12 protein-coding genes are annotated in these 12,104 nt (G+C 61.0%); all 12 read right to left on the reverse strand.

Translation table 11 applies throughout. The annotated features are described in order from the left end of the window. Nucleotides 1-7 precede the first annotated feature (7 nt). Nucleotides 8-505: a flagellar basal body-associated protein FliL gene (fliL, locus tag K0F88_RS16055; RefSeq protein ID WP_094471237.1), complete on the reverse strand. Its 498-nt coding sequence runs from the start codon at nucleotides 503-505 to the stop codon at nucleotides 8-10. Between the two features lie 220 nt (nucleotides 506-725). Continuing rightward, on the reverse strand, nucleotides 726-2,108 hold the full coding sequence (locus K0F88_RS16060) for a flagellar hook-length control protein FliK (RefSeq protein WP_219095680.1): 1,383 nt from the start codon (nucleotides 2,106-2,108) through the stop codon (nucleotides 726-728). Between the two features lie 105 nt (nucleotides 2,109-2,213). Then, complete coding sequence (locus tag K0F88_RS16065) at nucleotides 2,214-2,561, reverse strand: Hpt domain-containing protein (protein ID WP_094471235.1); 348 nt, start codon at nucleotides 2,559-2,561, stop codon at nucleotides 2,214-2,216. 30 nt (nucleotides 2,562-2,591) lie between these two features. Then, on the reverse strand, nucleotides 2,592-4,298 hold the full coding sequence (locus tag K0F88_RS16070; RefSeq protein WP_219095698.1) for a fused response regulator/phosphatase: 1,707 nt from the start codon (nucleotides 4,296-4,298) through the stop codon (nucleotides 2,592-2,594). 5 nt (nucleotides 4,299-4,303) lie between these two features. Continuing rightward, the gene (locus K0F88_RS16075; protein ID WP_219095681.1) at nucleotides 4,304-4,609 is read right to left on the reverse strand and encodes an STAS domain-containing protein; all 306 of its coding nucleotides are present in this window, start codon (nucleotides 4,607-4,609) and stop codon (nucleotides 4,304-4,306) included. 216 nt (nucleotides 4,610-4,825) lie between these two features. Then, a complete protein-coding gene (gene fliJ / locus K0F88_RS16080; RefSeq protein WP_219095682.1) occupies nucleotides 4,826-5,275 on the reverse strand; it encodes a flagellar export protein FliJ in 450 nt (149 codons plus the stop codon). Between the two features lie 6 nt (nucleotides 5,276-5,281). After that, nucleotides 5,282-6,640, reverse strand: coding sequence for a flagellar protein export ATPase FliI (gene fliI, locus K0F88_RS16085; protein WP_219095683.1), 1,359 nt, complete (start codon nucleotides 6,638-6,640; stop codon nucleotides 5,282-5,284). Continuing rightward, nucleotides 6,630-7,439 carry a flagellar assembly protein FliH gene (gene fliH / locus K0F88_RS16090; protein WP_219095684.1) on the reverse strand — a complete coding sequence of 270 codons (810 nt, stop codon included), beginning with the start codon at nucleotides 7,437-7,439 and terminating at the stop codon, nucleotides 6,630-6,632. The genes fliI and fliH overlap by 11 nt, the downstream gene beginning before the upstream one ends. A gap of 7 nt (nucleotides 7,440-7,446) precedes the next feature. Next, nucleotides 7,447-8,466 carry a flagellar motor switch protein FliG gene (gene fliG / locus K0F88_RS16095; RefSeq protein WP_007894195.1) on the reverse strand — a complete coding sequence of 340 codons (1,020 nt, stop codon included), beginning with the start codon at nucleotides 8,464-8,466 and terminating at the stop codon, nucleotides 7,447-7,449. Continuing rightward, a complete protein-coding gene (fliF, locus tag K0F88_RS16100) occupies nucleotides 8,459-10,246 on the reverse strand; it encodes a flagellar basal-body MS-ring/collar protein FliF (protein ID WP_219095685.1) in 1,788 nt (595 codons plus the stop codon). Before fliF ends, fliG begins: the two co-directional genes overlap by 8 nt. A 14-nt stretch (nucleotides 10,247-10,260) precedes the next feature. After that, nucleotides 10,261-10,590, reverse strand: coding sequence for a flagellar hook-basal body complex protein FliE (gene fliE / locus K0F88_RS16105; protein ID WP_010456962.1), 330 nt, complete (start codon nucleotides 10,588-10,590; stop codon nucleotides 10,261-10,263). 129 nt (nucleotides 10,591-10,719) lie between these two features. Next, nucleotides 10,720-12,099 (reverse strand): sigma-54 dependent transcriptional regulator, encoded by a 1,380-nt coding sequence (locus tag K0F88_RS16110; protein ID WP_219095686.1) that lies wholly within the window; start codon nucleotides 12,097-12,099, stop codon nucleotides 10,720-10,722. Nucleotides 12,100-12,104 lie beyond the last annotated feature (5 nt).

The following is a 12,104-nucleotide window of genomic DNA, read 5'->3' on the forward strand; positions in this document are numbered from 1 at the left end:
CGTGTTCCTACTGCAGTACGAAATTAGTAAAAAGCAGTTGTTCGATAACCACTTTGCCGAGTTCTTTCTGCGCCACTTCCTGGACGCTGGCCGTGGCCTTCTGACGCAACATCTCCTGGCCGACCGGGGTCGCCAGCGTGGCGAAGTCCTGGCCGGAGAACAGCATGACCAGGTTGTTGCGGATCACCGGCATATGCACTTTGAGCGCCTCCAGATCACCCTGATTGCGGCCTTGCAGGGTGATGCTCACCTGCATGTAGCGCTGGCGACCGTTCACGTTGTAGTTGGCCACGAAGGCCGGAGCCATGGGCTCGAAAATCGCTGGCTGCTTGCCGACAACAGCGGTTTCAGCGGCGGCAGGCTTGCTTTGGGCGCTGTGCATGAAGAACCAGGTCGCCCCCACGGACATGCCGACCGCCAGCAACAGGGCCACCACGATCACAATGATCAGCTTGACCTTGCCTTTGGTTGCGGGGTCTTTTACTACTGCGTCGCTCTTCGCCATGCCAATAATCCGTCACTATTCGGGTTTTCACAGTCGCACGGCAAGGCAAGAGCAAGTGTTATGCCAGAAGTGTCGGGAGGGGGGCAGGCGGGATCTTCAGGCACCCCGAAACCAATGTGGGAGCGAGCTTGCTCGCGATGGCGGCGCAGCAGTCAACGAAGATGTTGAATGTTATTGCCTCATCGCGAGCAAGCTCGCTCCCACAGGGTATTGCGTTGGGTCAGGCGTAGTAGTCGACGGCGCTGGAGCCGATCACGCTGGTAGCGGTTGCCGCCACATCGGCAACAGTTGGCGAAACCTCTTCATCCATGGCGTCAAGACGACCGCCATTGGCGCTGGTCCGACCGCCCTGCCCCTGCTGAGCCTGATCCTGGCCTTGGCCCTGACCTTGCCAGCCACGAGACTGATCGGACACATTGACGTCAACCTGGCCCATGCCCTGCTGCGAGAACATGTCACGCAGGCGATGCATCTGACTGTCCAGCGCTTCGCGAACGCTTGGATGGGCGCTCATGAAGGTGACCTGGGTCTGCTGGTCGGGAACCATGTTTACCCGGATATCGAGACGCCCCAGTTCAGCCGGTTGCAACTGGATGTCGGCCGCCTTGAGGTTGGCGCTGGAAAGGTACATGACGCGATTGACCACTTCCTCGGTCCAGCCGCTCTGATGCATGGCGATCGGCTGGTTGACCGGCAAGGCATTGGCGGTTTTCGGGGTGGCCGCCTGGGTCAGTGCCGCCAGACGGTTGGCGAAGTCATCGACACGGGTATCGCTGCTGGCGGACGTCAAATCCTTGAGCCCACCATCAATCAGACCGCTGAAGGCTTTCTCGCCGCCCTGACTGGTGCTGTCCTTGTCGGTTTGTACGTCGAGCATGCTGGCCATGCCGGCGGCAAAGTTCTGCGCCGACGTCAGTTCACCGTCAACATGGGTCTGGGCAGACGTGGCTTTTGGCTGGGCCTGGCTGCTGGCGGATACGTGGCCGCTCTGCTCCATGGCCATGCGCACGGCGGGCAATGCGTCGAGCGGATCAGCTTCGGGATCGAAATCGCTATCGATGGCAGTCGCCGCTGGCGCAGACGCGGCCACGACGGCGGTGGCAACCGGCGTTTCAGCCTGTGGCTGTGTGGTCGTGACAACGGGCGCAGCGGTTTGCACGACCGGCACGGTTACCATCGGCTGTACCGCCTGCATCAACGCTGGATCAAGCGCCGGGTCGAGGCTCGGATCAACAGGCGCCGTATCGGCCACCGGCGTTTCAGCGGTCTCGGGCAGCTCGTCGATGACAGCGGTGTCATCGGTCGGCGCCGGTTTATCGGCGGGCAAGGAATTGCCGCTATCGGCAACGGCCGGTTCCGAGGCGGCAGGCTTCTCACCGCTGACATCCGTTTTGCCGGGGTCTTGCGAGGCATTTTCGGTGGCGGGCACAGCCGATTTATCAGCGACCACAGAAGGCTTGTTCTGGGTTTGATCGGCGTAAACATCAGCGAAGCTGGACGCCTTGTCCCCTGGCTCAGCGGCCGGCGCCGGGGTATTGGCGGAGGCGACTTGAGTCTTGGCCGTCGCGGCGGCCTGCAGAAGCGAATTGGGGGTAACGGGCATAAAACGGTCTCCGCTGCACTGGGATCGTAGGTACAGTTGAGTGAGTTGATTGCAAAGGTCGAGCCAGGTCAGCTCGACAGAGTTTAAAAGCGCCGGACGGTCGCGTCAGTCAGCCAGAGAGCGCTGTCGCTCCGCTTCATACAAAGGGCGGACAATGGCGAATTCGCCGTCGATTTCTCCGACCAGTTTTTCAATACCGGCGAGGCTCTTTTGCCTGGCGCACTGCTCAAGCTCGTTGCACAACTCAGCCAGGCGAACGGCGCCCATATTGCTGCTGCTGCCCTTGAAACTATGGGCGGCATTCATGAGTTGCGCGGCGTTGTCAGCCTTTCGCAAAACGCGCAAGCGCTCTTCGGAGTCGGCGATGAAAGTATCCAGCAACGCTGGATACTCATCCTCCATGACTTCCTGCAACGCACTCAGCACGTCGCGGTCCAGATGGGTGTCAGCCACTTGCTCACTCCTTGATCAAGAATGGGTGAATTATGCCAGAGCCTCCCAGAAAAACTCCACGCGAGCACTACGACCATCGTCGGACCAGCTCGCGCTACGGCTCAATTGGCGGATCAGATTCACACCGCGCCCCGACAGACGGCCGCCATCGACGGGACGCTCCATCACCCGCGCCACATCGAAACCCTTGCCACTGTCTTCGACCCGCACAATCAAGCTGCCACCCTTGCCCGTCGGCACGACCTGCAAATGCACCCGCACATAGCCGTCTTGCAACGCCTCCAGCCGCTCATTGCGCGCTTGATAATAGCGCGCAAACCCCGAAGCATCGCGCTTGAGGCTTGAATCCAGACCCAGCACGCCGTGCTCAAGGGCATTGGAATAAAGCTCTGCCAACACACTGTAGAGCGCGCCACTCTGAGCCCGCAGGCCGTGGACCTCAAGCAACAATTGCAAAAGGTACGGCAGCGGATTGAAACGTTTGAGGGTCGCGGCGCGAAACTCGAAACTCACCGACCAGTCCAGCGGACAGGACTGGCCACTGTCGGAATACACCGGTGCCGGCGGGGTCAGGTGCGCCGCATCCAGCAGACTGACCTCAACCATGCTCACGTCATCACGGGCCTCGCCACGAAAATCACGCAGCGCCTGCTCGATCTCTTCGAACAGCGCGTCTGGCTGGCGATTGGCCGAAAACACCCGCTCCAACCGCTCCACACCAAACAACTGTTCGTTGGCATCGCAGGTATCGATGACCCCGTCGGAGAGCAGAAACACCCGATCGCCAACGGCCATCGGAAACACTTCGGTGCGGTCATTGAAGGTTTGCGGGCTGAGCACGCCCAATGGCAAGTGCCGCGCCGTCAATGGTGTGCGGTTACCGCTGGCGATGCTGTGCAAGTAACCGTCCGGCATTCCGCCGTTCCAGACTTCCACCGAACGTCGTTGAAAGCTCAGGCACAGCAAGGTGGCGCAGCAGAACATGTCCACCGGCAGGATACGCTTGAGCTTGGCGTTCATCTCGCGCAGGGTTTCAGCCAGGCCGTAACCCTTGGCGGTCATGCCGTAGAAGACTTCAGCCAGCGGCATGGCGCCCACCGCGGCCGGTAGACCGTGGCCGGTGAAATCGCCCAGCAGCACGTGCATGTCGCCGGCCGGGGTAAACGCCGCGAGCAGCAGGTCGCCGTTGAACAGCGCATAAGGCGATTGCAGGTAGCGGATGTTCGGCGCACTCAGGCAACCCGAATGCGCCACCTTGTCGAACACAGCCTTGGCCACCCGCTGCTCGTTGAGCAAGTAGTCATGATGTTTGGCGATCAGGTCCCGCTGCTGTAGCACCGTGGCTTGCAACCGACGCAGGCGATCCATGGCCTTGATCTTGGCGGCGAGGATCACCTGGTTGTAGGGCTTTGCCAGAAAGTCGTCGCCACCGGCCTCCAGGCAACGGGCCAAGGCCTCGCTTTCGGTCAGCGAGGTCAGGAAGATGATCGGCACCAGGGTTTCCCCGGCCAGCGCCTTGATCTGTCGTGCGGCCTCGAAACCGTCCATCACCGGCATCATGGCGTCCATCAACACCAGGTGTGGCCGCTGCTCGCGAAACGCTTCGACGGCTTCGGCACCGTTGGCGGCCGTCAATACCTGGTGGCCCTGACGACGGACAATACTGGACAGCAGCATGCGATCGGCCGCGCTGTCTTCGGCGATGAGGATGGTCAGCGGTTCAAGCGACGGTTGCATGGCGGTCATGCAACGTCGAAGATTTGTTCAAAGTTGGAGATGGCGAGAATCTTGCGCACATCGGCGTTGGCGTTGGTCAACGTGATTTCGGCATTTTCGCCGCCGGCGTGATCACGCAACAGCAAGAGCATGCCAAGTGCGGAACTGTCGAGGTAGGTGGCGTCCTTCAAATCCACCTCAAAGGACTCGGGTTTTGGCTGAAGGTTTTCGTAGGATTCACGAAATTCCTGATGCTTGGCGAAATCGAATCGTCCCTTGATCGAAATCGTCAGCTTTTTCCCTTCCTGGGACGTTTCTGTATGGACTGACATTTTTTAACGGCTTCCTTGTCATGGGGGAACTTACGTGTACAAGGTTTAGCACTTGGCGGAGATGGGAGCAAGGCGGGAAGTTATGGTGTCTGTCAGACCGCCTTCGCGGGCAAGCCTCGCCCCCACAGGTTTTGTGTCGTCCACAATATTAGGAACGACACAACACCTGTGGGAGCGAGGCTTGCCCGCGAAGAACGATAACGCGATCCAACTGATTCAATACGGATCATGCCGCGGCAACCGCTGTGACAACTCATCCAGCAGCTTCTGCTCGCGCGTGTCTTCCAACTTCCGCGCCTCGTCCATGTAGCGCTGTACAAGTTTGCGCAAGCCTTCAACCCGGGCAAACGCCTGCTGCCAGGAATCGCGCGCCTTGTTCAGGTTGTTCTGGTGCCAGTTCAGGCTTTGGCGCTGCTGATCGATGGCAGTGCCCAGTTGCGCCAGAAAGCCTTGATAGCCGAGTAACCACTGGCCGGAAACGCCCGTACTGCCGCGCACGATCCATTGTTCCTGGTATTCGAGGCGGAAGTTTTCGAGGTCGGCGAGCTTGCTTTCCGCCACACGAACCTGGCCCTGGAAGTGCCCGAGGCGCATGACCGCGGTTTTTTCGGCCTTTTCGGCCATTTCCACCACGGGTGCCAGGCGTGCCGCGCGGCTCAGGGCCATGGCCGGTTAGCCGCCCGCTGCCGGGGCGAAGATCGAGGCGAGATGGTTTTCGCTGGCGCCCATGCCGATGTTGTCGTTCAAGCCCTGGCGCAGGTAAGTGGTCATGGCGGGTTGCAGGGAAATCGCGATGTCGGTTTCGCGATCACCGCCCGGCACGTAAGCGCCGACGCTGATCAAGTCGCGGCTCTGCTGATAGCGCGACCAGTACTGCTTGAACATCTGCGCCCGCGCCATGTGCTCGGGGCTGACCACCGACGGCATGACCCGGCTGATGGAGGCTTCGATATCGATGGCCGGGTAATGACCTTCTTCCGCCAGGCGCCGGGACAGCACGATGTGCCCGTCGAGCACGCCTCGCGCCGAGTCGGCAATCGGGTCCTGCTGGTCATCGCCTTCGGACAATACGGTGTAGAACGCGGTGATCGAACCGCCGCCCTTCTCGGCGTTACCGGCCCGCTCCACCAGTTTCGGCAACTTGGCGAACACCGACGGCGGATAACCTTTGGTCGCGGGCGGCTCGCCAATGGCCAGGGCGATTTCCCGCTGGGCCTGGGCAAAACGGGTCAGCGAATCCATGAGCAACAGGACGTTTTTGCCCTTGTCGCGGAAATACTCGGCGATGCGCGTGCAGTACATCGCAGCGCGCAGACGCATCAGCGGCGCATCGTCCGCAGGTGACGCGACGACCACCGAGCGCTTAAGCCCTTCTTCACCGAGGATGTGCTCGATGAATTCCTTAACTTCACGACCCCGCTCACCGATCAGCCCGACCACGATAATGTCGGCCTCGGTGAAGCGCGTCATCATGCCCAGCAGCACGGATTTACCGACGCCGGTACCGGCGAACAACCCGAGACGCTGACCGCGACCGACCGTCAACAAACCGTTGATGGTGCGGATGCCCACATCCAGCGGCTCGCTGATCGGTTCGCGCTTGAGCGGGTTGATGGTCGGGCCGTCCATCGGCACCCAGTCTTCGGCCTTCATGCCGCCCTTGCCATCCAGCGCGCGGCCGGCGCCGTCCAGCACCCGCCCGAGCATGCTCATGCCCATCGGCAAGCGGCCAGTGTCTGCCATAGGAACCACTCGGGCACCGGGCGCAATGCCGGCGACGCTGCCGACCGGCATCAGGAACACCTTGCTGCCGGAGAAACCCATGACTTCGGCTTCGACCTGCACCGGTTGATAACTGTCGTCGTTGATGACCATGCAGCGGCTGCCCATGGCGGCACGCAAACCTTCGGCTTCGAGGGTCAGGCCGACCATGCGCAGCAGACGGCCTTCAAGGATCGGAGCCCCCGCCAGCGTAGTGACCTCGGCGTAGCTGCCGAGGCGCTTGGCGAAGCTGGTGCGATCAAGGCGCATCAGGTTCGTCCAGCGTCGGCTCGATCGCAGCGACCGCAGGTTTTTCGTCGACCGGCAGCTCCAGGCTCAGATCCGGCGCGGCCGGGTGCAAGGCCTGGTCATGCAACTGATCGAACAGCTTGGCCATGACTTGGGCGACGCGGGTTTCAACGGTGGCGTCGATGCGACTGTGTTCGGTCTCGACCCGGCAACCGCCGGGCAGCAGGGATTCGTCTTCGACGATGCGCCAGGTTTCTTCATGGCGCTCGCGCAGGGCTTTGACCTGTTCGAAATCCTGCGGATTGATGTACAGCCGCACATTACCCACGCCCAGCGGCAAGAGCTTGAGGGCTTCACGCATGACGTGTTCGATTTGCGTCGAGTCGATGGCCAGTTCGCGCTGAATCACCTGTTTGGTGATGTGCTGCACGAGGTCGACCAGGGATTTCTCGATCTGGGTGTCCTGTTCGGCAATAGGCTCGAACAGGTTGGCCATCAGCTGCTCCAGGCCCGCAACTTTCGGCGTCAGTACGGCTTCGGCTTCCTGACGGACCTTGAGTGTGGCGCTGTGGAAGCCTTCTTTCTCGCCGATGGCGAAGCCTTCGTTGTAAGCCTCCTGACGGATGCTTTCGAGCTCTTCGAGGGTCAGTGGCTGGACTTCATCCAGCGGCACTTCTTCCATTTCCGGAGGTTCGGGCTCGGGCTCCGGCTCGGGCTCCGGTACAAACGGATCGAAACTGGGCAACGCCCAGACGTCGAAACCGGCGACGGCCTTGCCTCGGATCAGGTCGGTCTGGGACTCATCATGTTTGGACGACATAGTGACCTTAGATCATCTCTTCGCCGCCCTTCCCGCCGAGAACGATTTCTCCGGCTTCGGCCATACGGCGGGCAATGGTGAGGATTTCTTTCTGCGCGGTTTCCACGTCGCTGACGCGCACCGGGCCTTTGGCCTCGAGGTCGTCGCGCAACAGTTCGGCCGCTCGTTTGGACATGTTCTTGAAGATCTTTTCCTTGACGCCTTCGTCCGAACCCTTGAGGGCCAGCACCAGCACGTCGGAGGACACTTCGCGCAGCAACGCCTGAATCCCGCGGTCGTCGACATCGGACAGGTTGTTGAACACGAACATGAGGTCTTCGATCTGACCGGACAGGTCTTCGTCGACTTCGCGGATCGAGTCCATCAGTTGACCTTCGATCGAGCTGTCGAGGAAGTTCATGATGTCGGCCGCACGCTTGATGCCACCCAGGGTGGTGCGCGAGGCATTCGAGTTGCCGGAGAACTGCTTCTCGAGAATCTGGTTGAGTTCTTTCAGGGCCGCCGGCTGCACAGTGTTCAGCGAGGAAACCCGCAGAATGATGTCCAGACGTACCTTGTGGTCGAAGTTGCCAAGCACTTCGCCCGCCTGATCCGGGTCGAGGTACGCCACAACGATGGCTTGAATCTGCGGGTGCTCGTAACGGATCACATCGGCGACGGCGCGCGGTTCCATCCACTTCAGGCTGTCGAGGCCGCTGGTGTTGCCGCCCAGCAGGATGCGGTCGATCAGGCCGTTGGCCTTGTCTTCGCCCAGTGCCTGGGTGAGCATTTTGCGCACGTAGTCGTCGGAGCCGACGCCCAGGCTGGTCTGGTCGCCGACAATGTCGACGAACTCGCTCATCACCTGCTCGACCTGCTCGCGATGGACGTTGCCCATCTGCGCCATGGCCACGCCGACACGCTGGACCTCTTTGGGCCCCATGTGGCGCAACACTTGGGCAGCATCGGTCGAACCCAGGGACAGCAGCAGAATCGCGGCTTTGTCGACTTTGGTCAGTTTGGCGGCAACGGCTCGGTTATCACTCATCTGCGTTAATCCACTCTTTCACGACCTGGGCCACACGACCCGGATCTTCTGCCACCAGACTCTTGATTGCATTCAACTGTGCGTCATAGCCTTCGCTCGGGCTCGGCAGCAGGATGCTTTGCGGACCACCGAGGCTGACGCGGTCGTTGGCCAGTTCGCCATCCAGGCCGCCCATGCCACCGAGTTCCACGTCGCTGCCGATGCCGGCCAGCTGCTTGCCTTTGCCGCCACCGGTGATGTTGTTGAGCACCGGACGCAGCACACCGAACACCAGCACCAGGATGAACAACACACCCAGCACTTGCTTGACGATGTCCCAGAACCAAGGCTGGGAGTAGAACGGAATATCGGCAATCACTTCACCGCGCTCGGCGGAGAACGGCATGTTGATCACGCTGACGCTGTCACCACGGCTCGCGTCGAAACCGACCGCGTCCTGCACCAGGCGAGTGAAGCGCGCCAGTTCATCGGCACTCCACGGCGCACGGGTGGTTTCGCCATTGGCGGCGTTGACCTTGACCTGATCATCCACCACCACCGACACCGACAGGCGATTCAAACGACCCTGCTGTTGCTTGGTGTGGCTGATCGAACGGTCGAGTTCGAAGTTCTTGGTGGATTGTTGACGCTTGTCCGCCGGGTACGGTGCCAACATCGGCTGACCGGTGGCCGGGTCCATGATTTGCTGTCCGTTGGCATCGATCAACGGCTGGCCTGGCTGAACCATGCCGGCTGCCGCGGTGCTGCCACCGGTGGTCTGCGGCGCGGAGGCTGGCGATGGCGGCTGGTTGCTCAGGGCACCCGGCACACCTTGTGGGCCATTGCTGGCAGTGCGTTGTTCGTTGACCGACTGCTCGCTGCGCAACGCCGGTTGATCCGGGTTGAACTGCTCGGAGGTCGACTCGACGGCGCTGAAATCGACGTCGGCAGACACTTCGGCTTTATAGCGATCGTTGCCCAGCACCGGTTGCAGGATGTTGTGCACACGCTGGGTCAGCATGGTTTCCATGCGACGGCTGTAGTCGAATTGCTTGCCGGCCATGGTCAGTTCGGAGTTTTCCGCCTGATCCGACAGCAGGTTGCCCTTCTGGTCGACCACGGTGATCTGGGATTTGCTGAGCTCGGGAACGCTGGTCGCGACCAGGTTGATGATCGCCACCACCTGACCCGGCTCCAGCGAGCGGCCGGAATACAGTTCAACCAGCACCGAAGCGCTTGGCTTGCGTTCGTCACGCACGAACACCGAGCTTTTCGGGATCGCCAAGTGCACGCGAGCGCCCTTGACGTTGTTCAGGCTGGAAATGGTCCGGGCCAGTTCACCTTCGAGGCCGCGACGATAACGGGTCGCTTCCATGAACTGGCTGGTCCCCAGGCCCTGGTCCTTGTCGAGGATTTCAAAACCGATGTTGCCATCGCTGGGAGTGACACCAGCGCCCGCGAGCTTGAGCCGCGCACGGGACAGGTCATCGGCCTTGACCAGCAAGGCACCGGAGTTGGGTTCAACGGTGTAGGGAATATCGGCGGCGGCCAGGGTATCCATGACCTGCTTGGCATCCATACCGGCGAGGCTGCCGTACAGAGGCCGGTAGTCCGGCTGCTGCGACCACAACACCACGGCAAAACCAATCGCCACGCTCGCAGCCAGGCCGACCAACAGGCCCACCTGACGCAACATGGTCATCTCGGAGAGGTTTTCCAGGAAGGACAAGCCGAACAGCGGCGGTTTGCCGTCTATCGGGGTGGCCTTGGCCGGAACGTTATCAGCGACTGCTTCTGCCATGACTCAATTCGTCCTTAAACCGGCATCTGCATGATGTCTTGGTATGCCTGAACCAGCTTGTTGCGCACTTGGGTCAACGCTTGAAAAGACACGCTGGCCTTCTGCGAGGAAATCATCACATCCGTCAGGTCTACGCCACTTTTGCCAATCTCGAAAGCACTGGCCAACTGACTGGACGCCTGCTGGGTGTCGTTCACTTTATTGACAGCCTGACCGAGCATGTCGGAAAAGCTGCTGCCACCCAGTTCAGGAACTGCGGCAGTCGATTTAGGCGCAGACATGGCATCCATTTGCATGGAACGCATATCCAGCATCAACCGATTAAATTCAATACCTTGGCTCATGGTCTACTCTCATTGGCGACCCGCAATTTTTTGACACTCACTCGGCGGGTAGTGAGGTGTTAGCAACAAGGGTGCCAGCTCCGTGGCCGCTCTGAACAAAAGCCCTTCCTGAGCTTCAATACAAACGAATCAAGTCGCGAACAAATACGCTTCCACATCCATTCCGGCGTCGCGCATTTGCGCCAGCTTGTAGCGCAAGGTGCGCGGGCTGATGCCCAATCGCTCGGCGGCTTCTTTACGGCGGCCGCGCTCGGTGCGCAAGGTGTCGATAATCATCTGGAACTCACGCCGACGCAGGTCATCACCCAACGCCCCGGCCGATTCAGCCTCGACCTCCACAACCCGCACCGGCGCCAACGCCGGCAACGGCGCACAAGCCACCGGCCCGGACAGGCAGAAATCCTGGGGCTGGATCAAACCACCTTGCTGCAGAATCAAGGCGCGCTGGATCGCGTTATCCAGCTCACGCACGTTGCCCGGCCACGGATAACCGATCAGGCACGCCTGCGCCTCGGGCGACAGTTTCGCCGCGGCATGCTTCATTTTATTGACGTGTTTTGCCAGCAGACGCTCGGCCAGCGGCAGGATGTCGGCGGTACGCTCGCGCAGCGGACGCCAGGCCAACGGAAATACCGACAACCGATAAAAGAGGTCTTCGCGGAACCGCCCCGCCGCCACTTCACCGGACAGGTCACGGTTGGTGGTCGCCACGACCCGGATGTCCAGGGAGATCGGCTTGCGAGCGCCGACTCGTTCAACTTCACGCTCCTGCAACACCCGCAGCAATTTGGCCTGGAGCCCGAGGGGCATTTCAGAAATTTCATCGAGCAGGATCGTTCCGCCGTCGGCCTGTTCGAACTTGCCAGCCTGCGCCGCGATGGCGCCGGTGAACGAACCTTTTTCGTGACCGAACAAGGTGGCTTCGAGCATGTTGTCGGGGATCGCCGCGCAGTTGATCGCAATGAACGGCTGACTGGCGCGATGGGAGTGCTGATGGATGTAGCGCGCCAACACTTCTTTACCGGTCCCGGACTCACCGGAGATCAATACCGTCGAATCGCTGCGTGCAACTCGCGCGGCCAGTTCCAGCAATTGCACGCTGGCCGGCTCGAAGGCGATCGGCCCTTCGCTCTCGGTCGCGCCAAGCGTGCCCAATGCGTGCCGCGCCACCAGGTCGAGCAAGGCTTTGGGCTCGAACGGCTTGACCAGATAATCCGCCGCGCCCTGGCGCATCGCATCGACCGCCCGCTCGACGGCACCGTGAGCGGTCATCAGCAACACCGGCAACTGCGGCTGACGCGCTCGCAGCAAACCGAGCAGTTGATGGCCGTCCATGCCCGGCATATTGACGTCGCTGATCACCAGACTGAAGGCCTCGTTGCCGACCGTCGCGAGCGCCTCTTCCGCTGAACCGACGGCCGTGTAATCGTGCCCCGCGAGCAGCAGCGTATCGGCCAGTGCTTCGCGTAGCGCGCGGTCGTCCTCGACCAGCAAAACCTTGATTGCCATGTCCT

The organism is Pseudomonas sp. UMAB-40, assembly GCF_900095275.1.
Classification (GTDB): domain Bacteria; phylum Pseudomonadota; class Gammaproteobacteria; order Pseudomonadales; family Pseudomonadaceae; genus Aquipseudomonas; species Aquipseudomonas mandelii_B.